Source organism: Bradyrhizobium sp. Cp5.3, assembly GCF_000426265.1.
Lineage (GTDB): Bacteria > Pseudomonadota > Alphaproteobacteria > Rhizobiales > Xanthobacteraceae > Bradyrhizobium > Bradyrhizobium neotropicale.
Genome location: NZ_AUFA01000011.1, coordinates 227,517 through 251,499 on the forward strand (window position 1 = coordinate 227,517; position 23,983 = coordinate 251,499).

Sequence of the window (23,983 nt, forward strand, 5' to 3'; positions counted from 1 at the left end):
CTGTGAGCGGTTCTGAACACCCTGATGTTGCTGCGTGCCTTGCGCAAGTGCTGGCGTTGCCACAGCGAGCGGAGCAATCAGCAGGAGTCTGAGCGTTAGCATCGGAGATCTCCATCTGCCGAACCCGAGGCAGTCAAATGACAAGTCTGTTCATCTCAATTGGTTTCCCCAGCTTCGAGGGGCAAGGTTTCCTGCAGTCGGAGTAAACCGTGTCGACGGTTCAACAATCCGCTCTTTTGCTGCGCCGCTGACTGCACAAATCGCGATGGGATCGACTTGCGGCCCGGAACATGATCTTTCGTTCGGATCAATATCCGCTAAGATCATCGAAGCATTGACGGGGAAAGATGGCGCGCTCAATCGAGCGGTATCAGCACGGAAGGGTGTCATGTTCGCCAACTGGAAGTTTACGTGCGTGCTGGTCGCGCTTATTTGCACGCTGTTTGGCGTGTTGCCGGATCGAGCGACGGCAATTACCGCGGAACTCGCCAGAAAATGCAGTGCTTTGACTGCAAAGCAATTCCCTCCACGCGAGCCCGGAAATCCGGCCGCGGGAAGCGCCAAGGGATCGGGAAGTGATCAGCGCGCTTTTTACAGCAAGTGCGTCGCGAATGACGGCAAGATCGACAATGAGGCCAAGTCATCTGACAAGTCATCTGACAAGTGATCTGACAGGTGATCTGACCAACGTGACCCTCGGAGACGCGGCTCAAACAGACAGGCCGATTGTCTGGCCCAAAAATCCCGGCCGGTTCCCTGATCTGGGCCGCTGTTTACGAAACGGTTAAAAGTGCGCGGGAACCATGGATCATCCGCATCGCACGCTCGTCAGCAGGCTCAGAGCTGGCGCGAATTGAGGCAAGTCGCAATGCAGGCTACTGCCACGCGACGAAATCCTCAGCTATCGCGGCCAACGATTCGGCTAAAACGCGGCTCGTGTTTCAGGCAGCGGTGGAGATGCTTCCGACTGCACACTGTCGATCACCGAGAGGTTTTCGATGAGCAGATATGTCAGCAGGCTGCCGAAATAAAGGAGCTGCATGACGACCGCGCTGATGACGAAGGCCATCACGCCAGTGGCGAAGCCATACTCAAGGCCCAGATACCATGCTGGAACCACAATCAGAGCTGTCGCTGGAATAAGCGCGTATGCACGAATAAAACGTCCCAAAAAAAGACCTGCCGCGCCGCTTGCTATCATCAGCAAGATCAAGATCCGTTACTCCTTGCGTTGGCGACTTCTCGGACCACGGACGTCACCGCATTTCCACCACACAACTGCTAGAAAGATATCACTTTCTGGCTGAGCCGGCTAGCCGATCGGTAAGCTGGCTGGCTTCGTTCGGCGGACAGCGGAGTTGTTTCCCAATACATCCTCAACCGTCTACTAACTTCATCCTGCGGACTGCAGCCACATTAGAGTGCATTTTTTGCGCGAGGCCGTGGGCGGAGGGCACGGGATCCGTTCGGTTCCATTCCTGTCCGCCATCCCGGAACGATACGCAGCGATGTGATCAGCCGGCCCACTGGGCGGACGCAGCACGCGCCGGAAGTAATCGGCGCAACCGCATCACATCGTAGGAAGCATTGACGCTTTTCAACTATGAGACGCGGTTCGGGCCAGAAGATTTATCCGCAAAGCATTTTTTGGACACAAAAATATGACGATCGAAAATTGCGGCGCTCCTTTGGATGTGCACGATGTCCGGCCTCAGCCGACGCACCTCTGCGACGGTCTGGCGCGCCAGCTGGAAGAAGCTCGTGAAGTTTCTGCCGGTGCGTTCGAACGGCGAGATGTGCCTGTCGTCGATCTCGACGAGCTCGCTGCGGTGGAGGGCCGGAACGACGTAGTGAACTTGCCTGAAAGTCGTGCGCTGGAGCGCGTGGAGCTCATTGAAGTAGGTCGCGATACCGCCACGAATGGTCTCGGCAGCATGCAATATCGTCAATGGTAACTGCGTTTCCGCCATGATCAAAGTAGATGCGTGTGTGAACGACGATGAGTCAATCGAGCGCTCTGAAAAAAATTTGAAGCGATCGCACGGAATGGGCCTCTGAGGGTCACGTTTTCGCCGCGAGGAGTAGGCACAGAGAAGGAAGAGGTGTGGCAAGAAGTCAGCGGGCCGCTCCGCTCATCCGAAGCGGCTAAGGCGAAGAAAGTGGCGTTGGTCCGATCCGGCGGACCGGAGTCCGTCTTATCTCGCCGCTGCACCTGGCCTTGCGTTTCGAAACTTCCCGAAACTAGTCATCGCCGAAAGCTGTCGTGACTTTGCGGATTGAGGCGTTGATCTGTCTGCGCAGGTCAGTCTCATCTACTCGCTGCTCCGAAGCCCGGCTCGATTCTCACTGGATATCGAAGTCGCGGGGTTGATGGCTCCAGGCGGATGCCGCAAATCCTGGAATGCACAAGCGACTGCTTGGCGATTGTCGCGGCCTTGTTGCATGTTTGTTTGTCGAATGGAAGCGTCAAGACATCCGACGCATCCTGTGCGTCATGGTTCCGATCCTTTGCGATATAACGTGGCGACATCGAGACGCGTCGAACCAACGCGCGAGCTTTTCAATTCGCATGCTGCTCCTTGCGTGCGATCGCTCGGCGCATTTGCGACCGGCGTCAGCTCGGACGATGTTGGACCGGCGAGTTCGCCGGGGCTGTCGCTCGCAACGGATGACGAGCCGGACCGTCTCGTCCGGCGGCCGTCATCTTGTCCAGGGTTGACCGGAACGGACGACATGTTCCAAGAAAGGCCGCCTGCGTGCGGAATTCGCCCTGCCGGGACGGTCGGTCCGGGCCGTATATTCGCCGGACTTCTTGAAGGAATTGTGAGGCTTCAGGCCATGCGTGAGCGGATCGCTCTGATCACCGGCGTGACCGGCCAGGACGGTGCCTATCTCGCCGAGCACCTGTTGTCGCTCGGCGATGTCGTGCATGACATCAAGCGGCGCTCGTCGTCGTTCAACACTGCGCGCGTCGATCATCTGTATCAGGACCCGCATGTCGGCAACGTGCCGTTCCTGATGCAGTACGGCGACATGGCCGACTCGACCAATCTGATCCGCCTGGTGCAGCAGATCCGGCCGACCGAGATCTACAATCTCGCCGCCCAGAGCCACGTCGCCGTTAGCTTCGAGAGCCCCGAATACAACGTCAACCGTCTCGAAAGGCTTGGATGGCGCGCGACGATCTCGCTCGAGGACGGTTTGAAGCGAGCCTATGAGGCCTACATGTCGAGCCATCCAATCGCCACCCAATAGTTCACCGACGCTGTTTCGGAAACTGCGACCCATGACCGACGACACTCACGTGATCCAAAGTGGAGGCCTCACCGCGACCATCAAGGCGCATGGCGCCGAGCTGTGCTCGCTCAGGGATGAAGACGGCGTCGAGTTCATCTGGCAGGCGGGGCCGGCCTGGCCGCGCCATGCGCCGCTGTTGTTTCCGATCGTCGGTCGCCTGGCCAATGACGAGTTGCGGCACGGGGGCAAGACCTACCGTATGACCCAGCACGGCTTTGCGCGCGACCAGCGCTTTGCGTGGGCCGAGCGCGGCGAGAGCCGCTGCGCGCTGGTGCTCGATGACAGCGAGGCGACGCGTGCGTTCTATCCGTTCGCGTTCCGCCTGATCGTGACCTATGTCCTCGACGCCGCGGGTGTCGAAATCGCGCTCAGGGTCATCAACACCGGCGACGAAACATTGCCGGCTTCGCTCGGCGGTCATCCGGCTTTCAACTGGCCGCTCCGCCCCGGAGTGCCCAAAGAGAGCTACGCGCTGACTTTCGCAGAGGCGGAGCCGTTTCCGGTCCGGCGTCTCGACGGCGGGCTGTTGCGCGCGGCAACCGAGCACAATCCGATCAAGGGAAGAGTGCTCGATCTGTCCGAAGCGCTGTTCGCCGATGACGCAATCATCTTTGACCGGATCAACAGCACGTCGGTCCGTTATGCGGCCGGGCCGGGCGCATCTCGCGGGCCATGGCTCGCGATGTCCTGGTCCGGCTTTCGCGAGCTCGGCGTCTGGTCAAAGCCGTCGGGCGCGCCGTTCCTCTGCATCGAGCCCTGGCACGGCTATGCCAGTCCTTCGGGCTTCGACGGCGAATTCAGCGACAAGCCGGGCTTGATGCACATCGCGCCGGGCGCGGAAGAGATGCTGTCGTTCCGTATCCAGGTCGGAACGTAGCGTCGCGGCCTGTGCTGAAGGTGACGGACGATGATGCGCTCAATGAGAAATGTGGGGTCGTTCATACTTGGTGCGTCGATATCGTGGTCAATATTGTTTGCGCGTCGCAATACGCCTAGTATCGCGGCAGGCTATTTCGGGGGCTCGAATATATTGTGAATGTTCGTTCACATGGCGGCGCGCCACGCGGCGAGCTGAATCTCCAGTCGGGATCGCCTGCACACGGGACACCTATCGTGGCTGATTCCGCAGTTCAGGACGTGCGCCCCGCTGGCCGCGAGAGGCTGGTCGTCGTGGAGGACGATCCGGTGACGCGGACGATGCTGGTCGGCTATTTCAGCGACCACAATTTCGATGTCGTCGGCGCCGGCTCCTGCGCGGAATGCCGTCAGGCCCTGCGGGCCCGCACCGATCTCGTTTTCCTCGATGTGCAATTGCCGGACGGCGACGGTTTCGAGCTCGCCAAGGAAATCCAGGCCATCAGCAATGCCGGCATCATCTTCGTGACCCGCCGCGACACCGACGTCGATCGCATCCTCGGCCTCGAGATCGCAGGCGACCACTACGTCACCAAGCCGATCAATTTGCGCGACCTGCTCGCGCGTGCGCGCAGCGTGCTGCGGCGGCGCTTGATCGACCGCAAGGCCGCGCGCAACCACAATTCAATCGCCTTCGGCGACTGGATCATCGACCTGACGCGGCGCGAACTGCTCGGCAGCGACGGCAAGCCGGTGGCATTGACACGCGCCGAATTCGACCTGCTTGCGGCCCTCGTCGGCGCCGACGGCCGCCCGCTCAGCCGCGACTATCTGATCGAGGTGGTCAGCAACCGCCAGGCCGACGTCGACATCCGCACCGTCGACGCGCTGGTGGCGCGACTGCGCCGCAAGCTCGTCGGCAGCGGCACGCCGGTCATCGCGACCGTCACCGGAGTCGGCTACAAGCTCGCACTCAGCGAACGTCTCTAGCGCAATTCATCGCGCGATCGCGCGCCACGTTCGCCTCGCAACTATCGCGCGCGGGCGCTCTGATCCGTCGACGTCCTTTGTGGACCGGCCAGCCTGTCATCGACTGTATAGAGCGTGCATGTGGGCGACCATTTCATGCAGGCGGCAAGCGAATCGCGCTGGGCGTCGTCGGTCGTCGCGCGCCCCGAGCGCCAGCCGTAGCCGCCGTTAGGTGATACGGCGAAGGCCTTGTGCGGCATCGTGCTGGCGAGATAGCGCGCGAACTCGCTTCTCGCGGCCTCGCCGAGTTGGCTCGGGGGCGGCAGCGGATCCGGCGGGCTCAGGATGTCGCGACCGCCGAGCCCGCGTTCGTGCAGGAAGGCATCGAGGATCGGCGTCCATTGCGGGCGCCCCACCACCGAATAGAGATAGTGGCCGTCATCACCGTAAGGCGGCGCCGCGACGAATTTCGCGTTGCCGCCGGCGGAACGAAAGCCGTCGTAGAAACGGCGCGCGAGATCGGGTCCAAAGAACAGATCGTTGGTCGCGTAGACCCAAAGCATCGGCACGCGCGAGGTCTTGCCGAACGTGGCGAAGGCCTGGACCAGCCCATCGGGATTGCAGACGTCGTTGTCGTCGCGGGAGCCGCGGCCGCCGGCGAAGTTGATCGCGGCGACGAGGCCGGGCGGCGCCTGCGCGGTCAGCGCGATGGTGGCGAGCCCGCCCGCGGAATGGCCGGCCGCGATCATGCCCGTTGTCGTGACGTCGCTCCGCCGCGCCATCGCGTCGATCGCGGCGCGCAGGTCCGCGACCGCGATCGTCGCCGCCGGAAGATAGGCTGCGTTCGCGCAATTGCCGATGCTGTCGAGGCGTCCGCCCGGCGAGGTGCCGTAGCCGCGCCGCATCACGATCAGGGCGGCAAAGCCGCGCCGGGCGTATTCGAGCGCGATGCCGTAATATTTGTGGGCGGACATCGTTGCCCGGTCGTCGAAGCTGCGCGGCGAGCCGTGGCTGAGCAGAGCAAGCGGATAGCGCTTCGGTGTCGCCGGACGGACGAGGAAGGCTTCCAGCCCCCGCGGCCCGGCCTCCGCCATCGGGATGCGCAGGTCCTCGGTGTAGAATTCCGCGGCCACGGCCGGCGCTGCCGCGTTGGCCACGGCAAGGCAGACGATCAGCAGAAGCGGAAGTCTCTGAAACAGAGTCATGAGCGACTCGAATAGCCCCGATGGCGTGGACCATAGCACGATCGCCCGAAATGCGCGGGGGCGCTTGCAGTGATGGCGAGGCTTATACCGCCGTCATTCCGGGGCGCGCGAAGCGCGAGCCCGGAATCCATCGTGCAGCGGACGAGGTGGTGAAATGGATTCCGGGCTCGCGCCAAGTGGCGCGCCCCGGAATGACGGCGGAAAGACCGTGCGCCCGCCCGCTGTTTCGGATCGTAGTCTCGGCCAAGGAACGGCCACCCCATCGCGCGTGTTGTGCCCTTGGCGGGCGCCCGGCCGATGCTATGGTGTCCCACAATCTCTGCACGACAGGACGAGGATATTTCCAGTGGCTGATGTTCACCCCGCGGCGGGCAAGCAGGTCTCGCCAGACGCACTCGCCAACATACCGCGGCTCGTCACCGCCTATTTCGCCAACAAGCCGGATGCCGCCGACCCCGCGCAGCGGGTGGCCTTCGGCACCTCCGGACATCGCGGCACCTCGCTGAAAAACACCTTCAACGAGGGGCACATCCTCGCGACCACACAGGCGATTTGCGACTATCGCCGCGAGAAGGGGCTCAACGGTCCGCTGTTCATCGGCATCGATACCCATGCGCTGGCCGAGCCGGCGCTCGCGAGCGCCATCGAAGTGTTCGCCGCCAACGGCGTCGACATCATGATCGACAAGGACGGCGGCTATACGCCGACACCGGTGATCTCGCACGCAATCCTCACCTACAACAAGGGCCGCACTTCGGGTCTTGCCGACGGCGTCGTCATCACGCCCTCGCACAATCCGCCGGAGGATGGCGGCTACAAATACAATCCGCCGCATGGCGGTCCCGCCGACACCGATGTCACCGGCGTGGTCGAGAAGCGCGCCAACGTGTATCTGGCCGACGGGCTCAAGGGCGTCGCGCGCATGGACTATGCCAAGGCGCGCAGATCCGCGACCGTCCACGCCTACGACTTCATCACGCCCTACGTTGCCGATCTCGGCAGCGTCGTCGATCTCGATCTCGTCAAATCGGCCGGCATCAATATCGGCATCGATCCGCTCGGCGGCGCCGCCGTGCATTACTGGCATCCGATCATCGAACGCTACGGCCTGAAGGCCACTGTGGTGAACGAGGCGATCGATCCGACCTTCCGCTTCATGACGGTCGACTGGGACGGCAAGGTCCGCATGGACTGCTCCTCGCCCTACGCGATGGCGAGCCTGATCCGGATGCGCGACCGCTTCGACATCGCGTTCGCCAACGACACCGATGCCGATCGGCACGGCATCGTGACGCCGACCGGCGGCCTGATGAATCCGAACCACTATCTTGCGACCGCGATCGCCTATCTGTTCGCGCACCGCCCGAACTGGGGCAAGGACGCCGCGATCGGCAAGACGGTGGTGTCGAGCTCGATCATCGATCGTGTCGCGAAGAAGCTCGGCCGCAAGCTGGTCGAGACTCCCGTCGGCTTCAAATGGTTCGTCGATGGTCTCCTCAAGGGCGCCTTCGGCTTCGGCGGCGAGGAGAGTGCGGGGGCCTCGTTCCTCAGGCGCGACGGCGCGGTCTGGACCACCGACAAGGACGGCGTCATCCTCGGCCTGCTCGCCGCGGAGATCATGGCCAAGACCGGCCGCAATCCGAGCCAGCTCTTCAATGATCTCACAGCCGAACTCGGCGTGCCGCATTACGAGCGCATCGATGTCGCGGCGAACGCGGCGCAGAAGAACGTGCTGAAGTCGGTGACGCCGGAGCAGCTTGGCCTGAAAGACCTTGCCGGCGATCCCGTCCGCGCCACACTCAGCAAGGCGCCGGGCAACGGCCAGTCCTTCGGCGGCATCAAGGTCGAGACCGATTTCGGCTGGTTCGCCGCGCGACCCTCCGGAACGGAGGATGTCTACAAGATCTACGCCGAGAGCTTCCGCAGCACGGAGCACCTGAAGCGGATTCAGCAGGAAGCCCAGGCCGGGCTCGCGAAGGTGTTCGGGGCGTAAGCGTTCTTACCGAGGATCTGCTTCAAATTCTGTATACACTCAAAGACAAAGAGGTATTATAATAAGCATTATTTGGCCTTGAACGATTTTTCTCCTCCGTTATTGTATACATAACGTATTCATAAGCCGGTGGGAGAGAGACCAGTGACAAAACCCTTCCCGATGAACGCCTGGTACGCGGCCGCCTGGGATGCCGAGGTGAAGCCGGCGCTGCTGGCGAGGACGATCTGCGGCAAGCATGTCGTGATGTACCGGAAGGCCGATGGCTCGGTGGCCGCACTGGAGGATGCCTGCTGGCATCGTCTGGTGCCGCTGTCCAAGGGACGGCTCGAAGGCGACACCGTCGTCTGCGGCTATCACGGCCTGAAGTACAACGCGCAGGGGCGCTGCACCTTCATGCCCTCGCAGGAAACCATCAACCCGTCGGCCTGCGTCCGCGCCTATCCCGTGGTCGAGCGACACCGCTACATCTGGCTCTGGATGGGCGATCCCGCGCTCGCCGATCCGGCACTCGTTCCCGACATGCACTGGAACCACGATCCGGCCTGGGCCGGCGACGGCAAGACCATTCACGTCAATTGCGACTATCGCCTCGTGCTCGACAATCTCATGGACCTCACCCACGAGACCTTCGTGCACGGCTCATCCATCGGCAACGAGGCCGTCGCCGAAGCGCCGTTCGACGTCACCCATGGCGAGAAGACCGTGACCGTGACGCGCTGGATGCGCGGCATCGAGGCGCCGCCGTTCTGGGCCAAGCAGCTCGGTCAGTCCGGCCTCGTCGACCGCTGGCAGATCATCCGCTTCGAGGCGCCGTGCACCATCGCGATCGACGTCGGCGTGGCGCCGACCGGCACCGGCGCGCCGGAAGGCGACCGCTCGCAGGGCGTCAACGGCTTCGTGCTCAACACCATCACCCCCGAGACCGAGAAGACCTGCCATTATTTCTGGGCCTTCGTGCGCAATTATCGCATCGGCGAGCAGCGCATCACCACCGAGATCCGCGAAGGCGTGTCCGGTATCTTCCACGAGGACGAGCTGATCCTCGAAGCGCAGCAGCGCGCGATGGACGAGAACCCGGATCGCGTCTTCTACAACCTCAACATCGACGCCGGCGCGATGTGGTCGCGCAAGCTGATCGACAAGATGGTGGCGAAGGAAAACGGGCCGCAGCACCTGCAGGCCGCGGAGTAGGGCCATGGCCGAGCGCGAGGTCGACCGCTCCGTCTCGCAGACCGTGAAGGCGCAGCTCGCGCTGCGCGATCAGATCCTGTCGGGCTCCTTGCGTCCGGGCGAGCGCATTTCCGAGCTTCAGGCGGTGGAGACGACCGGTGCCTCGCGCACGCCGGTGCGCATGGCGCTGGTGCGGCTCGAGGAGGAGGGCCTGCTGGAGGCGATCCCCTCCGGCGGCTTCATGGTGAAGGCGTTCTCCGAGCGCGACATCTCCGACTCCATCGAGCTGCGCGGCACGCTGGAAGGGCTCGCCGCGCGTTTCGCCGCCGAGCGCGGCGTCTCGGCGCGCGAGCTCGAGCCGCTGAAGGAGTGCCTCGCGGCGATCGACGAATTGCTGCGCCAGGTGCCGATCTCGGTCGATGCGTTCTCGTCCTATGTCACGCTGAACGCGCGTTTCCACGCGCTGCTCACCGAATTGTCGCGCAGCCCGCCCTTGATAAGGCAGATCGACCGCGCCTCCGCGCTGCCGTTCGCCTCGCCCAGCGGCTTCGTGATGGCGCAATCGGCGCTGCCCGAAGCGCAGCAGATCCTGATCATCGGGCAGGAGCATCATCGCGTCGTGATCGATGCGATCGAGAACCGCGAGGGCGCGCGCGCCGAAGCCGTGATGCGCGAGCACGCGCGGCTCGCCGTGCGCAATTTGCGGCTCGCGCTGCGCAACCGGACCCATCTCGACCTCTTGCCGGCGCTTGCGCTGATCAAGACCGCAACCGATTGAGGGCAGTAGCCATGCGCTTCATCGAAACCTGGACTCCGGCCACGCTCGTCTCGATGCGTGACCTCGCGCCCGGCATCCGCGAATTCCTGATCCTGCCGGATCAATTCGACGGTGCCGCCTATCCGGTCGGCAGCCACATCAATGTCAGCGTCACCATCGACGGCCAGCCGGAGACGCGGTCCTATTCGCTGGTCGGCGAGGCCTCGTCGCGCGGTTTCCGCATCGCGGTGCGCCGCGCCGAGGATTCCCGCGGCGGCTCGCGCTACATGTGGCAGCTGGCGCCGGGGGCGCGGCTCGACATCACCCAGCCCGCCTCGCTGCTCGCGGTCGATTGGGCGCGTGAAAATTACTGCCTGATCGCCGGCGGCATCGGCATCACGCCGATCGTCGGCGCGGCTCAGGCGCTGGCGCGGCGCGGCGCGAAGGTGTCGCTGCACTACGCCGTGCGGTCGCGCGGCGATGCCGCCTATCTCGACGATCTCGCCGCGGTGCTCGGCGATCGCCTGGTCGTCCACGCCGGCGACGAAGGCAAGCGGCTCGATCTCGCTGCGCTGTTTGCGTCGCTGCCGCAAGGCGCGCTCGCGCTGTTCTGCGGCCCGATGCGGATGCTGGACGCCGCGCGCCACGCCTGGATCGCCGCGGGCCATCCGCTTCCCGACCTCCGCTACGAGACCTTCGGTTCCAGCGGTACGCTGCCGACCGAGACGTTCCGCGTGCGCCTGAAGGGCTCCAATGTCGAGCTCGAAATCCCCCGTGAGCGCTCGATGCTGGACGTGCTCAATGCGAGCGGCCACGAGGTGATGTACGACTGCAAGCGCGGCGAATGCGGGCTGTGTGCTGTCGACGTGGTCGAGGTCGATGGCGAGATCGACCACCGCGACGTCTTCTTCAGCGATCATCAGAAGGAGAGCAACCAGAAGATCTGCGCCTGCGTCTCGCGCGCCCGCGGCACCATCACGGTGGACACCCTGCTTCGGGCGGACGCGATCTGACGCAGGGCGCGTACTGATTAATCCGGGATTGTTTGCTCAGACTGCAATACGGGCGTAGTCTGCCGAGCCAAGCCAGCCTCGAGAAGCTGCCAGCCTGAACGGGTTCTCCACTAGGCGGGGCAAGATCATGAGATTGCTCAAGCGTTTCGTGCAACGTTTGCTGATCTTTGGACTGGGGCTCTTCTGCATCTGGTTGATTGTCTTTGTCGTCTTTGAAACCGCGGACCGCAGGCTACCTTGGATTCTGGCCGTCGCTGTTACCTACGGCCTTGCCGCTTATATCGTTCTGCCGCGTGCCATTCGGATCGGCCTGAAGATCCTCCAAAGCAAGCGAGTGCCGAGTTACGCGATTACCGGCGACGGATTGCCTGGAGACCCCGTGAATGTCGTGCTCGTCGGCACGCTCCAGCAGCTTCGCGAAGCCTTCGCAGCGCTCGGCTGGTCGGAAGCCGATCGGCTCGGTCTGGCCAGCTCATGGGGCATGGTCCGAGCCTTTGTGTTCAATACTCCATACCCCACCGCCCCATTCAGCACCCTCTATCTCTTCGGGCGAGGCCAGGACATCGGTTTTCAAAGGGCGATCGACAACAGTCCGCGGAAACGCCACCACATACGGTTCTGGGCTTTGAGCCAAATGCGTGCGCAGGCGACCTGGGGAACGACTGAGTTTTGGCTCAACACCGAACGTCCGCCGGACAATGAAAGCGTTCTTTGGGTGGGAGCCGGCACCAGAGACACCGGCCTATCCCTCACCCGTCTGTCGTTTCAGATCACCCACGCCACGGATTCGGATACCGTTGCAGAGCGCGAGTATATTGTCGGCGAGTTGAGGAGGAACCGATCCATCGAAGCGGTGAAAGTCTATCAAGCCGGCGAGAATCTCCTCACCGAACGGGTCAACCACTACATTACCGATGGCGAGATCACGTTGGCGATCCTGGCAGCAAATAGCGCTTGATGCCACGGCCGCCGTCGTTAGCTCTTAGCCACAATGCGGCGTCACGATGCGCGGTTGTGACTCGGCGTTCCTATTCAGTTCCGCGTCCGTCAGTCGCCGATCACCACCAGTATGGCCACCGCCACCCCTCATAGCGGACCCACGACGACACCAGGGGCGGGCCGTATGGATCGACCCGGTCGTCCTCAGGGCGATAACGATATCGTGGAACAACATAATAATCCCACGGAGTTGGCGTTATCACGGGCGGCGTAACGACAAGCCTCTGCCGTGGTTCACCAACGACCTGGGCCTTTCGCGCCCGGGCTTCAGCACCAGACGTCCCAAGGTTACACAGCACCAGGGCCGTTCCAACAGCACACGCGACGGTCATTTTCTTCATGCATCGGCCTCCTTGCCAGAGAGTGCTAAAGGACTCAAAGCAACGCAAGCTAATTCGCTCTCTGCTTGCTTGAATGACCGCTCTTCGCCCTTGGCGGACTGCCTTCATCCCCACCGACATCCGATTTCGGGGCAGAAATGACATCACCTGCCCAGCGTCGGGAGGGCCATGAGATCGTACAGGCTCTGGATCAAGCCGCGTAGGTCGCGCGGCGCTTCTTCGGGTCGAGCAGCGCCAGCACCTGCTCGGCCGTCGCCGGCCGGCCGATCAGATAGCCCTGGACTTCGTCGCACTGGGTCTGGCGCAGATATTCCAGCTCATCGGCGGTCTCGACCCCTTCCGCGACCACGCCGATCCGCAAGTCCCGCGCGAGGGCGATCACCGATTTGACGATCGCCGCGCAGTCCGGCTGCGCCAGCATGTCGCGGATGAAGGACTGGTCGATCTTGATGCGGCTGAACGGCAGCTTGCGCAAATAGGTCAGCGACGAGAACCCGGTGCCGAAATCGTCGAGCGCCACGGTGACGCCGAGCTGCAAGAGCGCCTTCAGGATCGAGGTCGCTGAACCATATTTCGACAGCAGCATCGACTCCGTGATCTCGATCTCGAGTCGATGTGGGGCGATCTCGGCCTCGGCGAGCGCCTGCACGATGGTCTGCAGGATTGCCGTGTTGTGAAACTGTGCCGCCGAGAAATTCACGGCGACCCTGATGTCCTCCGGCCAGTCCGCGAGCGTCGCGCAGGCGCGGTGGATGACCCATTCGCCGATCTCGTGGATCAGCCCGGTCTCTTCCGCGATCGGAATGAACTCGCTCGGCGGGACCAGTCCGCGCGAGGGATGCTGCCAGCGCAATAGCGCCTCGAAGCCGGTGATGCGGTTTTCGCCGAGATTGAGGAACGGCTGATAGACCAGAAAAAGCTCATCCCGCGCGATCGCCCCCTCGAGATCCGATTGCAGCGCCTTGCGGTCGCGCGATGCCTTGTCGTCGCTGACCTCGAAGAAGCAGACCGTGCCGGGGCCGGCCTTCTTGGCGCGGTAGAGCGCGGTGTCGGCATTCTTCATGATGTCGAGCGTCGTGTTGCCGTCGCGTGGCGCCAGCACGATGCCGACGCTGGTCGCGCCGACGATCTCGCGGCCCTCGATCGTGAACGGCTCGTCGAAGGCCGCGATGAAGCGTTCGGCGATCTCGAGCGCATCTTCCGGCCGTGCCAGGTTGGCCATCACCAGCGCGAACTCGTCGCCGCCGATGCGGGCGACGTGTTCGGCCGCGCGGGTGCAGCGTTGCAGCCGGCTCGCGACCTGGACCAAGAATTCGTCGCCGGCGGGATGGCCGAACTTGTCGTTGACCTCCTTGAAACGATCGAGGTCGAGGAGAAGCACCGCGAATTCCTCGCCGGACAGGCCCAGCCTCTTGAGGGCGGCATCGAGCGTCTCGTTGAACGCGAAGCGGTTGGGCAGGTGGGTCAGAGGGTCCTGCCGGACCGTGCGTTCCGTCTCGATCTGCCGCATCAGGCGTCGCGCGAACGCAAAGGAATTGATGAACACACCGCGCAACAGCACGGTTCCATAGACTGCCACCAGGACAGCGATCAGCAGATAAGCGAGATCGTTGCTGCGGCCGAGACAGATGGCAATGCCGAGGAAGAGGGGGAACGTGAATGCGATTGCCGCGATCGGGATCGTCGCGAAGGCAAGTGCACCGCCGGCCAGCATGCCCGAGCACAGGCAGGTGATGACGAGTTTCCCGCCGGTGTCGGCGTTTGCGAAGAAAGCGACCGGCACGATGCCCCAGGCGGTGCCGAGGACGAAGGCATTCCGCACCAGCCGGTGCACCGCACGGCGGGATACGAATTGCGGCTTGGTGATGCGGCGCGATGCGTGGGATTGCACGCCGAATGCGATCGCGGCGCCGGCCACGACGACGGCCCAGATCGTCGCCAGCTTCCAGTCCGGCGAATGCCACAGCGCGATGGCCAGCACGGCCGCATTGCAGGCATTGGCGAGCATGATGCCGACGGAATAGCCGAGCACGAGCGACATCTGCTCGGCACGGATATGGCCGGCGACGGCTTCGTCGGTTGCGGGTCCGCCGAAAGCGGACAGATCGCCGGCGAACAGTCCGGCGAAATAGGAACTCAGTTGGGTCCGCATTCCAGAGCCTGCAGCAGCATTGGCCGTTTTCCCGGCTCGAGCCGGAAAATTCGCTGCAAACCTTTGACGAACTATGAATTATCCCCGCTGACCGGCATCGGTGCGATCACTTCTAAGTGCCGAAGCATTCGTATCGATAACAAATCGATACAAATGCGCGCCGCTGGCGTTACGGTGTCGCGGGAAGCAAATCGCAGATGGTCCATTAATAGCTGTGAACATGCTCGGCCTCATGGTCCGAGACGCACCGTAAGGCGGCGCTCCTAACCATGAGGGTCTAGGATTTCGCCGCGGAACAAGACCTCATCCTGAGGAGCCCGCCGAAAGCGGCGTCTCGAAGGATGGGCCGCGAGGAGGTTGCCCACCCGTTCTCTTTCAAATGCGATGACCCAGCAATCGCGGCGAGCTCAGCGCCCCAGCTGCTTGGGATCGTAATAGAACCGTTCTTCGATCAGTTCATCGCCCCGCCAGGTCTGCCAGGCGATCTCCTCGAGCGTGCGCGTGACGCCTTCGGCATTGGTGAACGTGAAGATCCAGCGCGAGGCGACGTTGTCGCCCTCGATCAGGCTCGGTCCGACGCGAACGGCCTTGACCTCCTTGAAAGCGGCGAGCACGCCGCGCTCCTTCGCTGCCAGCTTGTCCCGCCCGACCACCGGCGCGGCGTTGTTTTCATAGGTCGCCGCGTCGGGCGTGTAGAATTGCTCGATCGCGCCGACGAAATCCCCGGCCTCCAGCCGCTTTGCAAAGGCTTCCACGATCTCACGGCTCGGCATGCCACACCTCACGATTAAAAACCGACTGACAGTCGGTAAATACCGACCATCAGTCGAAAAGTCAACTGGCCGCCTGTGCCGAATTCGACTAGAGGAAATCCATGGCGAAACAGGCGGAACGGCGGGCGGCGACATCAGAGGCGATCCTGACGGCTGCGCGCCGCCTGTTCGGCGCGCAGGGCTTCGCCGCCACCACCATGGACGAGATCGCCGAGGCCGCCCACATCGCCAAGGGCGCGGTCTATCACCACTTCAAGACCAAGGAGGCGGTGTTCGAGGCGGTGTTCGATTCTGTCTCGCGCGATCTCGTCATCGAGATCGATCGCGCCGCGCGCACCGAGAAGGACGTGCTTGCAGCGATGGTCGCCGGCACCCAGCATTATTTTGCCGCGACCGCCAAGGGCCCGACCGGCCAGATCATCCTGCGTGACGGCCCGGCGGTGCTCGGCTGGGAGCGCTGGCGCGAGATCGACGCGCAGCATTTTGGCGGCAAGCTGCCGCGCGCCATCACTGCGGCCATGGAGGCCGGCCTGATTGCACGGCAGCCGGTCGAGCCGCTGGCGCGGCTGCTGCTCGGCGCGGTGACGGAAGCCGCGGTCGCCTGCGCCGGGCGTGCGGATATCGCAAGGGCCGGCGCGGAATATGCCCGTGCGTTCAAGTCGCTGGTCGAGGCGCTGCGCCTCCACGATTGATTGTGCTAAGTGACGAAAACGGAAACGCCAACCAACAACAAGAACAGCAAGACATGAACGCAAATTCCTCCCTCGCGCCGTCAGATCCCGAATTCGATTACATCATCGTTGGCGCCGGCTCCGCCGGCTGCGTGCTCGCCAACCGGCTCTCCGCGAACGGCAAGCATACCGTGCTGCTGCTCGAAGCGGGGCCGAAGGACGCCAACATCTGGATCCACGTGCCGCTCGGCTACGGCAAGCTGTTCAAGGAGAAGACCGTCAACTGGATGTACCAGACCGAGCCGGAGCCCGAGCTGAAGGGGCGTCAGGTGTTCCAGCCGCGCGGCAAGACGCTGGGCGGATCGAGCTCGATCAACGGCCTGCTCTACGTCCGCGGCCAGCACGAGGACTATGATCGCTGGCGTCAGCTCGGCAACACCGGCTGGGGCTATGACGACGTGCTGCCCTATTTCAAGAAGGCGGAGAACCAGACGCGCGGCGCGAGCGAATTCCACGGCAGCGGCGGCCCGCTGCCGGTATCCGACATGATCATGACCGACCCGCTCTCGAAGGCCTTCATCGACGCCGCCGTCGAGACCGGTCTGCCTTACAACCCCGACTTCAATGGCGCCAAGCAGGAAGGCGTCGGCCTGTTCCAGACCACGACGCGAAACGGTCGCCGCGCCTCGACGGCGGTGGCCTATCTTGGCCCGGCCAGGACCCGCGGCAATCTCAAGATCGAGACTGGCGCGCTCGGCCAGCGCGTCCTGTTCGAGGGCCGCCGCGCCGTCGGCGTCGAGTACCGGCAGGGCGCCCAACTGCGCCGCGCCCGGGCGCGCAGGGAGATCGTGCTGTCGAGCGGGGCCTACAACTCTCCGCAGCTGCTTCAGCTCTCCGGCGTCGGTCCCGCCGACCTCCTGCGCAAGCACGGCATCGACGTGGTGCTGGACGCGCAGGGCGTCGGACACGATCTCCAGGACCACATGCAGGTCCGCATCGTGATGCGCTGCTCGCAGAAGATCACGCTGAACGACACCGTCAATCATCCGATCCGCCGCACGCTCGAAGGCGCGCGCTATGCGCTGTTCCGCAAGGGCTGGCTGACGATTGCGGCGGGTACCGCAGGCGCCTTCTTCAAGACCAGTCCGCGGCTCGCCTCGCCCGATATCCAGGTCCATTTCCTGCCGTTCTCGACCGACAAGATGGGCGAGAAGCTGCACGATTTCTCCGGCTTCACCGCGTCGGTGTGTCAGCTCCGGCCGGAGAGCCGCGGCAGCCTGCGCATCAGGAGCGCCGATCCGACCGTGCCGCCGGAAATCCGCATCAACTACATGTCGACCGAGACTGATCGCACGACCAACGTCGAAGCTCTGAAGATCCTGCGCAAGATCCTGGCCGCGCCGGCGCTGAAGCCGTTCGTGGTCGACGAGGTCGATCCCGGTGCGAAGGTATCCACGGATGCGGAACTCTTGGATTTCTGCCGCGAACGCGGCAGCACCATCTATCATCCGACCTCGACCTGCCGTATGGGCAATGATGCGCTTGCGGTGGTCGATCAGCGGCTGAAGGTGAAGGGCCTCGAGGGCCTTCGCGTCGTCGACGGCTCGGTCATGCCGGACCTCGTGTCCGGCAATACCAACGCGCCGATCATCATGATCGCGGAAAAGGCCTCCGACATGATATTGGAGGATGCGCGGTAGGCATGATCCGGACCCGAAGGGCCGCGTTAGCGCAAAGTGGGAACCGGTTTTCCGAAAATGTCATGCCTAAACAAGAGAACGCGCCAAAGGAGCATACGACTTGGCTACTCGACTAAAGATCGGCACACGCAAGAGCGCGATGGCGCTGGCACAGACGGAAGAGATCGCGCGCCGCCTGACCGCCGCCATGCCCGATCTCGATGTGGAGATCGTCAAGTTCGACACCACGGGCGATCTCGACCAGACCAGCAAGCTGCTGCCGCATGGCGGCAAGGGCGGCGCTTTCGTGGCGCAGATCCGTGCCGCCGTGCTCTCGGGCGAATTGCAGGCGGCCATGCATTCGTTGAAGGACATGCCCGGCAATGAAGACACGCCGGGCCTCGTGATTGGCGCGACGCTCTCGCGCGATCCGCCGAGCGACGCACTGGTGCTGCGCGATGGCGTCACGCTGGAAGCGCTACGCCAGTCGCGTGGCAAGGGTTTCAAGATCGGCACCAACGCCGTGCGGCGTGCGGCCTATGCGCGGCGGCTGTTTCCGCAAGTCGAGGTGATCCACTTCCGCGGCGCCGCCGACACGCGTGTGCGCAAGCTCGACAATGGCGAGAAGCAGCGTCTGCCGGATGGCGGCGCGGTGGGACCGGCGGACGCGCTGATCATGGCGCGCTCGGGGCTCGACCGCGTCGGCCTCGCGAGCCGCATTGCCTACGAGTTCACGCCTGCGGAAATGCTGCCCGCGGCGGGGCAGGGCATCGTCGCGGTGGAATGTGCGGCGCAGGACTGGCAGACGCGGCGCATTCTCGCATCGATCGATGATCCGGCCGCGCATGCCTGCGCCGATGCCGAGCGCGAGGTGCTGTGGGTGCTCAACGGCCACTGCAATTCGCCGGTCGCGGGCTTCTCGACGATCGACGGCGATCAGATGTCGCTCGCCGCATCCGTGCTCGATCTCTCCGGCAACACCATCATCGAAGCCTCGCGCGTTGGCCCTGCCGACCGGCCGCGCGAGCTCGGCCGTGCGGTGGGCCTCGATCTGCTGGCGAAGGGGGCGGCGGAGATCATCGAGCGCAGCCGGCCGCGCTAAGCCTGCCTACGAAATCACAATCGGCGCGATCATACATTCGTGCTCCTGTTTTGCCCGACGTGTCAAACGCCGTCGCTACAGGCTGCAGGGCTCAAGCCATGCCGGACGAAATTCTTCAGTGATTTCTACTTTGCATGGGGTTGTTTTCGCGTTTTTTGTTGGGGCGCACGATCCCGGCTGGAGCCACATCGAGACATTGGTCGTTACGCGGCACACTGCGCCCTCTCCCACCTTGCGGGGTAGGGCTATCGCATATGCCCTTGTGGCGCGAAAGCGCTCGGCCTTCATGGTTCGAGACGCGCCGTAAGGCGGCGCTCCTCACCATGAGGGTCGAGGATTTCGCCCCGAAATAAGACCTCATCCTGAGGTGCCCGCCTACAGCGGGCGTCTCGAAGGATGGGCCGCAAGGAGGCTGCCTGCCAAACTCTCATATGCGATTCCCCTCCCGCGCAAGGGGGAAGGGAACGGATGGCGCTTCGATACGTCAGCCGCGCACGCGCTTCAGCATCTGCTCGACATGGGTGATCGGCGTTTCCGGCTGGATGCCGTGGCCGAGATTGAAGATCAGCCGTCCCTGCGCGAAGTTCGCCAGCACGGTGTCGACGGCGCGGTCGAGCGCATCGCCGCCGGTGATCAGCACCAAGGGATCGAGATTGCCCTGCACGGCGACTTTGCTCTGCACGCGCTCGCGGATGAAGGACGGCTCCGCGGTCCAGTCGATGCTGACGGCGTTGACGCCGGTTGCCTCGACATAGACCGGTAGCTGCGCGCCGGCGCCGCGGGGAAAGCCGATGATCCTGGCGTCCGGCACCTTGGCGCGCACGCCGGCGACGATGCGCCGCGTCGGCTCGATTGACCAGCGCGCGAATTCGGCCGGCGGCAGCACGCCGGCCCAGGTGTCGAAGATCTGCAAGGCGTCGGCGCCGGCAGCGAGTTGTGCGAGCAGATATTCGACCGAATTGTCGACGAGCACGTCGATGATTTTGGAAAACGCCTCCGGATGCCGATAGGCCATCATCCGCGCCGGCGCCTGGTCCGGCGTGCCGTGGCCTGCGACCATGTAGGTTGCGACCGTCCAAGGCGCGCCGCAGAAGCCGATCAGCGCGACTTTCGGATCGAGCGCGCCGCGCACGATGCGTAAGGCTTCGAACACCGGCGCGAGCTTGGCGAAATCGGCGCGCGACGCCAGCGTGGCGACCTTGCCGGGATCATCCAGCGGCTCGAGCCGCGGACCTTCGCCGACCTCGAAGCGCACGGAGCGGCCGAGCGCGTAGGGGATCACCAGAATGTCGGAGAAGATGATCGCCGCGTCGAAGCCGAACCGTCGGATCGGCTGCAGCGTGACTTCCGCGGCGAGTTCCGGGGAAAAGCAGAGATCGAGGAAGCCGCCGGCCTTGGCGCGGACCTCGCGATATTCCGGCAGATATCGGCCGGCCTGCCGCATCATCCAGACCGGCGGGGTGGCCTGGCGCTGGCCGGAGAGCACGTCGATGAAAGGTTTCGTCGGAGACTGGGGCACGAAAAGTCCTGATGGTTGCGGTTCCTGATACACCGCCGCAGGCGTCAGCGAAACAGGGGAACTGCCGCAAATGGGACGCGTTGATCAGCCAATGGAGGAGATCATGGCTGAGAGATTCAATCCGGCGCCGCATGACAAGCACGCCGAGGACCCGCACAGGGCGCTCGCCGCGGATCGCGAGACCCACGCGAAGCTCGACGCCGGGCTGGTCGACACCTTCCCTGCGTCCGATCCCGTCAGTGCCACCCAGCCGACCCCGTCGAAGGCCGACGCGGAGGCGGAAAACGGCTCGCTCTGGGACAAGGTTAAGGCCATCTTCAGCTAAGGGGTCGGCGCCGCCGGTTTCCGACAGGCTTGATAATACCTTGTTAGCGATCCTCGGACGCTGGCGTCCGTAGGACTACGGAAAACCCGCATATCGCTGTGAATCCCAGCGGTTATTTCAGGGTTCAATCATAGAAGCGGCAGAGTTTCCGAAACGATCGGAGAAGCCTGCCGCATGACCGTCGCTACTCACAGAGCCGGATGGAGCCGTCTGCCGTTGCGGGCGGCGGCATTCGTCGTGCTGACTTGCACGGCGATTCTCGGCATCAGTGCCTGGCGCGAATGGACCGCCCGCGATGCCGTGCTCAGAAGCGCCGAGACAGAGATGGCGAACGTCGCCCGCTCGCTGACGCAGCACGCCGAGGACAGCCTCGATCTCCTGGATTCCGGGGTTGTCGGCGTCGTCAGCCGGCTGGAGATGGACGGCACTGATCCGGCCACGGTCGGCAAGCTGCGAAACCTCCTGGAGATACGCAAGAAGGCGATCCCGCGCATTCACAGCCTCGCTATCGTCGACGACAAGGGCAACTGGCTGACCGGCTCGGGCGCGGTCACCTCGACGCTCAGCGACGACGAATTCTTCCGTCATCACCAGTTCTCGCCGAAGCGCGAGGCCTATGTCGGCCGTCCCGTGAAGAGCCTCCTGGACGGCGAATCGGTCGTCACGCTGTCGCGCCGCTTCAACCGGCTGGACGGAAGCTTCGGCGGCGTCGTCCTGGCGACCATCAGCGCCAACTATCTTTCGCGCTTCTACGAGCAGTTCGAGATCGGCCGCAACAGCTCGGTGGCGCTGGTGCATGGCGATGGGATGATCATCGCGCGCAATCCGAGCAATGACAAATTCGTCGGCCGCAGCGTCGCCGACACGCCGCTGTTCCGCGACCCGAGCCTGCAGCGGCCGGGCGGGGCCTATCATTTCAAGTCGCCGCTCGACGGCACTGAGCGCGTCAGCTTCTTCAAGCGCAGCAGCCGCTACCCGCTCGTCCTGCTCGCCACCGTCGACAAGGAGGAGCTGCTCGCGCCCTGGCGCGCGGCGGCGATCTCCCGCATGCTCTACGTGCTCGCGCTGGTGATGCTGATCGCGATCATCGGCGCCGTGCTGGTGCGGCAATTGCAGCGCGGCAAGCGCATGGCGGCGGCACTTGGTGAAAAGGAAGCCCATTTCCGGCTGCTCGCGGAGGGCTCCAGCGACATGGTGACCCGCATCGGGCTCGACCAGCGGCTGCGCTATGTCTCGCCCTCATCGATCCGCGTCGTCGGCTGGCGCGCCAGTCAGCTGATCGGCACGCCCGCGCTCGCGGGCATCCATCCGGACGATCGGCCGCAGGTCCAGGCGATCGTCGATGCCATGAAGCGCGGCGAGAAGGACGAGGCGCGGGTCACCTACCGCAATGCGCACCGGCAGAACGCCGAGGTCTGGCTCGAATCGAGCATGCGGGCGACGCGCAAGGACAATGGCAATGTCGACGGCGTGGTCGCGATCTCGCGCGACATCACCGAGCAGAAGAAGCTGGAGACCAGGCTCGAGACCCTCGCGATCGAGGACAGCCTCACCGGGCTCGCCAATCGCCGCCGTTTCGACGAGCGCCTGAACGAGGAGTGGGCGCGCGCCTATCGCGACCGTTCGAGCCTTGCCTTGCTGATGATCGATGTCGATCACTTCAAGGCCTACAACGATGAATACGGCCATCCCGCGGGCGATGCCTGCCTGCGCGTGGTCGCCAAGATCCTCGCGGCCGAGATGCAGCGCGCCGGCGATCTCGCGGCGCGCTATGGCGGCGAGGAATTCGCGATGCTGCTGCCGAATACCGACGCCGCCGGCTGTGCGCGGATCGGCGAGCGGATCCGCCGGGCGATCCGCGAGGCGGGTCTCGTCCATACGTCCAATCCGGCCTCTAGCTGCGTCACCGCCTCACTTGGAGGCGCCGTCAGCCGGCCGGCGCTCGAGCGCAGTGCAGGCGGGGCGTCGCTGGTTGAGGCCGCCGATCGCGCGCTCTACAGCGCGAAGGAAGCCGGGCGCGACCGGTTGATGATGTCGGGCGAGGTGATGAACCTCCTGCCCAGAGCCTCTGGTTTCTAGTTCATCCGCTCAGTAATGCGGCGGCCGCTCATTCGCGGGCCCCGGCGCATTGGCCTCGGCCTCCTGGAGCCGTTCGGCAAGCTGTGCGATCTGCCGCGTCAGCGTGTCGATCTGCTTCCATTGCGCGGTGATGGTCTGGTTCAGCGTTTCGATGGTGTCATCCTGATAGGCGAGGCGCGTCTCCAGCGTGTCGATGCGCTCGCTCAGCGCCTTGATGTCATTCGTCACGTGCCTGTCCCTTGTCCCGTTCGCGCAGGCCAAGTTCTCGCAAGCCAAGTTCTCGCAAGCCATGGCCGAGCGCCACGCGCTCGTCGAACACGAAGCATTCGCCGCGCCAGCGGCTCTGCGCCTCCGGCACCTCTTCCAGATATTTCAGGATGCCGCCCTTGAGGTGATAGACCTCGGTAAATCCGCGCGCGAGCAGATGCGCGCTCGCCTTCTCGCAGCGGATGCCGCCGGTGCAGAACATCGCGATCCTGCGGTGCTTGGCCGGATCGAGCTGCCGTGCCGCAAAGTCCTTGAACTGGCCGAAGCTCTTGATGCCGGGATCGACCGCGCCCTCGAACGTGCCCATCTCGACCTCGAAAGCGTTGCGGGTGTCGAGCAGCAGCGTATCGGGCGAGGCGATCAGCGCGTTCCACTCGGTGGCGTCGACATAGACGCCCACCTGGCGCGTCGGGTCGGCAGCTTCATCACCAAGCGTGACGATCTCCTTCTTCAGCCGCACCTTGAGCCGGCCGAACGGCATCTCTTCGGCGGTCGAGAATTTCAATTCGAGATTGTCGAGCCTGCCGCCGAACATGGCTCCGTGTGCCAGTTCATGGGCGAACGCGTCGATTGCATCAGGTGCCCCCGCAATCGTGCCGTTGATACCCTCCCGGGCGAGCAGCACGCTGCCTTTCAGGGACAGGCGAGCGCAGAACGCGCGCAGCGGCTCGCGCAGCTCGCGATAATCGGGCAGGGCGGCAAACTGGTAGAAGGCGGCGACCTTGTAAGCCATGTTCTGACAAGTCATGGCGCCCATTTAGCAGGCGGGCGGCGCCCGGAAAACCCGCAAGCGAGCCGTCTATTCCCGCAGCGG

At 63.9% G+C, this 23,983-nt stretch carries 21 protein-coding genes and 1 pseudogene; 15 read left to right on the top strand and 7 right to left on the bottom strand.

Annotated elements, in window-relative coordinates; all coding sequences use genetic code 11:
• The first annotated feature begins 388 nt into the window (after positions 1-388).
• Positions 389-667 (top strand): hypothetical protein, encoded by a 279-nt coding sequence (locus tag K289_RS0118530; RefSeq protein ID WP_245283950.1) that lies wholly within the window; start codon positions 389-391, stop codon positions 665-667.
• A gap of 255 nt (positions 668-922) precedes the next feature.
• On the opposite strand, the gene K289_RS50545 is transcribed toward K289_RS0118530, so the two are convergent.
• Complete coding sequence (locus K289_RS50545) at positions 923-1,213, bottom strand: hypothetical protein (RefSeq protein ID WP_156918043.1); 291 nt, start codon at positions 1,211-1,213, stop codon at positions 923-925.
• A gap of 448 nt (positions 1,214-1,661) precedes the next feature.
• On the opposite strand from K289_RS50545, the gene K289_RS50550 reads away from it, so the two are divergent.
• The 4 genes and pseudogenes from K289_RS50550 (at position 1,662) to K289_RS0118555 (ending at position 5,142) form a co-directional block, all read left to right on the top strand.
• Positions 1,662-1,955, top strand: coding sequence for a hypothetical protein (locus K289_RS50550; protein WP_156918044.1), 294 nt, complete (start codon positions 1,662-1,664; stop codon positions 1,953-1,955).
• Between the two features lie 883 nt (positions 1,956-2,838).
• Positions 2,839-3,153 (top strand): annotated as a pseudogene (locus tag K289_RS0118545) (GDP-mannose 4,6-dehydratase); the annotation flags it as partial.
• A gap of 133 nt (positions 3,154-3,286) precedes the next feature.
• The gene (locus K289_RS0118550) at positions 3,287-4,174 is read left to right on the top strand and encodes an aldose 1-epimerase family protein (protein ID WP_027552904.1); all 888 of its coding nucleotides are present in this window, start codon (positions 3,287-3,289) and stop codon (positions 4,172-4,174) included.
• A gap of 155 nt (positions 4,175-4,329) precedes the next feature.
• Complete coding sequence (locus K289_RS0118555) at positions 4,330-5,142, top strand: response regulator transcription factor (RefSeq protein WP_027552905.1); 813 nt, start codon at positions 4,330-4,332, stop codon at positions 5,140-5,142.
• A gap of 41 nt (positions 5,143-5,183) precedes the next feature.
• Here the strand turns inward: K289_RS0118555 and K289_RS0118560 are convergent, their stop codons facing one another.
• Positions 5,184-6,326: a S9 family peptidase gene (locus K289_RS0118560; RefSeq protein ID WP_027552906.1), complete on the bottom strand. Its 1,143-nt coding sequence runs from the start codon at positions 6,324-6,326 to the stop codon at positions 5,184-5,186.
• Between the two features lie 346 nt (positions 6,327-6,672).
• Here K289_RS0118560 and pgm point away from each other — a divergent pair, with 346 nt between their 5' ends.
• The 5 genes from pgm to K289_RS0118585 all read left to right on the top strand — a co-directional run bounded on the left by pgm (position 6,673) and on the right by K289_RS0118585 (position 12,220).
• Positions 6,673-8,319: a phosphoglucomutase (alpha-D-glucose-1,6-bisphosphate-dependent) gene (pgm, locus tag K289_RS0118565; RefSeq protein ID WP_027552907.1), complete on the top strand. Its 1,647-nt coding sequence runs from the start codon at positions 6,673-6,675 to the stop codon at positions 8,317-8,319.
• A 144-nt stretch (positions 8,320-8,463) separates the two neighbouring features.
• Positions 8,464-9,513, top strand: a complete 1,050-nt coding sequence (locus tag K289_RS0118570) for an aromatic ring-hydroxylating dioxygenase subunit alpha (protein WP_027552908.1) — start codon at positions 8,464-8,466, stop codon at positions 9,511-9,513.
• Between the two features lie 4 nt (positions 9,514-9,517).
• Positions 9,518-10,270 (top strand): GntR family transcriptional regulator, encoded by a 753-nt coding sequence (locus K289_RS0118575; RefSeq protein ID WP_008139252.1) that lies wholly within the window; start codon positions 9,518-9,520, stop codon positions 10,268-10,270.
• Between the two features lie 11 nt (positions 10,271-10,281).
• On the top strand, positions 10,282-11,262 hold the full coding sequence (locus tag K289_RS0118580) for a PDR/VanB family oxidoreductase (protein WP_027552909.1): 981 nt from the start codon (positions 10,282-10,284) through the stop codon (positions 11,260-11,262).
• Positions 11,263-11,389: 127 nt separating this feature from the next.
• Complete coding sequence (locus K289_RS0118585) at positions 11,390-12,220, top strand: LssY C-terminal domain-containing protein (RefSeq protein WP_027552910.1); 831 nt, start codon at positions 11,390-11,392, stop codon at positions 12,218-12,220.
• A gap of 572 nt (positions 12,221-12,792) precedes the next feature.
• Here K289_RS0118585 and K289_RS0118590 read toward each other — a convergent pair.
• Together K289_RS0118590 and K289_RS0118595 are read right to left on the bottom strand one after the other, a co-directional pair.
• Positions 12,793-14,754 (bottom strand): bifunctional diguanylate cyclase/phosphodiesterase, encoded by a 1,962-nt coding sequence (locus tag K289_RS0118590; protein ID WP_027552911.1) that lies wholly within the window; start codon positions 14,752-14,754, stop codon positions 12,793-12,795.
• A gap of 407 nt (positions 14,755-15,161) precedes the next feature.
• Positions 15,162-15,527: a nuclear transport factor 2 family protein gene (locus K289_RS0118595; RefSeq protein ID WP_027552912.1), complete on the bottom strand. Its 366-nt coding sequence runs from the start codon at positions 15,525-15,527 to the stop codon at positions 15,162-15,164.
• A gap of 101 nt (positions 15,528-15,628) precedes the next feature.
• Between K289_RS0118595 and K289_RS0118600 the strand changes: the two genes are divergently transcribed.
• The 3 genes from K289_RS0118600 to hemC all read left to right on the top strand — a co-directional run bounded on the left by K289_RS0118600 (position 15,629) and on the right by hemC (position 18,979).
• Positions 15,629-16,219, top strand: a complete 591-nt coding sequence (locus tag K289_RS0118600; RefSeq protein ID WP_027552913.1) for a TetR/AcrR family transcriptional regulator — start codon at positions 15,629-15,631, stop codon at positions 16,217-16,219.
• Positions 16,220-16,272: 53 nt separating this feature from the next.
• The gene (locus K289_RS0118605) at positions 16,273-17,898 is read left to right on the top strand and encodes a GMC family oxidoreductase (protein ID WP_027552914.1); all 1,626 of its coding nucleotides are present in this window, start codon (positions 16,273-16,275) and stop codon (positions 17,896-17,898) included.
• Between the two features lie 100 nt (positions 17,899-17,998).
• Complete coding sequence (hemC, locus tag K289_RS0118610; protein ID WP_027552915.1) at positions 17,999-18,979, top strand: hydroxymethylbilane synthase; 981 nt, start codon at positions 17,999-18,001, stop codon at positions 18,977-18,979.
• Positions 18,980-19,463: 484 nt separating this feature from the next.
• On the opposite strand, the gene hemE is transcribed toward hemC, so the two are convergent.
• Positions 19,464-20,498, bottom strand: coding sequence for a uroporphyrinogen decarboxylase (gene hemE / locus K289_RS0118615; RefSeq protein WP_027552916.1), 1,035 nt, complete (start codon positions 20,496-20,498; stop codon positions 19,464-19,466).
• A gap of 103 nt (positions 20,499-20,601) precedes the next feature.
• Here hemE and K289_RS0118620 point away from each other — a divergent pair, with 103 nt between their 5' ends.
• Both K289_RS0118620 and K289_RS0118625 read left to right on the top strand, forming a co-directional pair.
• Entirely contained in the window at positions 20,602-20,823 is a 222-nt protein-coding gene (locus tag K289_RS0118620; RefSeq protein WP_027552917.1) for a hypothetical protein, read from the top strand.
• Positions 20,824-20,997: 174 nt separating this feature from the next.
• On the top strand, positions 20,998-22,902 hold the full coding sequence (locus K289_RS0118625; protein WP_027552918.1) for a diguanylate cyclase domain-containing protein: 1,905 nt from the start codon (positions 20,998-21,000) through the stop codon (positions 22,900-22,902).
• Positions 22,903-22,911: 9 nt separating this feature from the next.
• On the opposite strand, the gene K289_RS0118630 is transcribed toward K289_RS0118625, so the two are convergent.
• Together K289_RS0118630 and K289_RS0118635 are read right to left on the bottom strand one after the other, a co-directional pair.
• A complete protein-coding gene (locus K289_RS0118630) occupies positions 22,912-23,130 on the bottom strand; it encodes a SlyX family protein (RefSeq protein WP_027552919.1) in 219 nt (72 codons plus the stop codon).
• On the bottom strand, positions 23,120-23,902 hold the full coding sequence (locus tag K289_RS0118635) for a rhodanese-related sulfurtransferase (RefSeq protein ID WP_084788645.1): 783 nt from the start codon (positions 23,900-23,902) through the stop codon (positions 23,120-23,122). Before K289_RS0118635 ends, K289_RS0118630 begins: the two co-directional genes overlap by 11 nt.
• Positions 23,903-23,983 lie beyond the last annotated feature (81 nt).

Coding starts and splice junctions, on each gene's coding strand:
- K289_RS0118530 (WP_245283950.1), top strand. CDS start 389: ATGTTCGCCAACTGGAAGTTTACGTGCGTGCTGGTCGCGCTTATTTGC.
- K289_RS50550 (WP_156918044.1), top strand. CDS start 1,662: ATGACGATCGAAAATTGCGGCGCTCCTTTGGATGTGCACGATGTCCGG.
- K289_RS0118550 (WP_027552904.1), top strand. CDS start 3,287: ATGACCGACGACACTCACGTGATCCAAAGTGGAGGCCTCACCGCGACC.
- K289_RS0118560 (WP_027552906.1), bottom strand. CDS start 6,326: ATGACTCTGTTTCAGAGACTTCCGCTTCTGCTGATCGTCTGCCTTGCC.
- K289_RS0118575 (WP_008139252.1), top strand. CDS start 9,518: ATGGCCGAGCGCGAGGTCGACCGCTCCGTCTCGCAGACCGTGAAGGCG.
- K289_RS0118580 (WP_027552909.1), top strand. CDS start 10,282: ATGCGCTTCATCGAAACCTGGACTCCGGCCACGCTCGTCTCGATGCGT.
- K289_RS0118585 (WP_027552910.1), top strand. CDS start 11,390: ATGAGATTGCTCAAGCGTTTCGTGCAACGTTTGCTGATCTTTGGACTG.
- K289_RS0118590 (WP_027552911.1), bottom strand. CDS start 14,754: ATGCGGACCCAACTGAGTTCCTATTTCGCCGGACTGTTCGCCGGCGAT.
- K289_RS0118595 (WP_027552912.1), bottom strand. CDS start 15,527: ATGCCGAGCCGTGAGATCGTGGAAGCCTTTGCAAAGCGGCTGGAGGCC.
- K289_RS0118600 (WP_027552913.1), top strand. CDS start 15,629: ATGGCGAAACAGGCGGAACGGCGGGCGGCGACATCAGAGGCGATCCTG.
- K289_RS0118605 (WP_027552914.1), top strand. CDS start 16,273: ATGAACGCAAATTCCTCCCTCGCGCCGTCAGATCCCGAATTCGATTAC.
- K289_RS0118620 (WP_027552917.1), top strand. CDS start 20,602: ATGGCTGAGAGATTCAATCCGGCGCCGCATGACAAGCACGCCGAGGAC.
- K289_RS0118625 (WP_027552918.1), top strand. CDS start 20,998: ATGACCGTCGCTACTCACAGAGCCGGATGGAGCCGTCTGCCGTTGCGG.
- K289_RS0118635 (WP_084788645.1), bottom strand. CDS start 23,902: ATGGCTTACAAGGTCGCCGCCTTCTACCAGTTTGCCGCCCTGCCCGAT.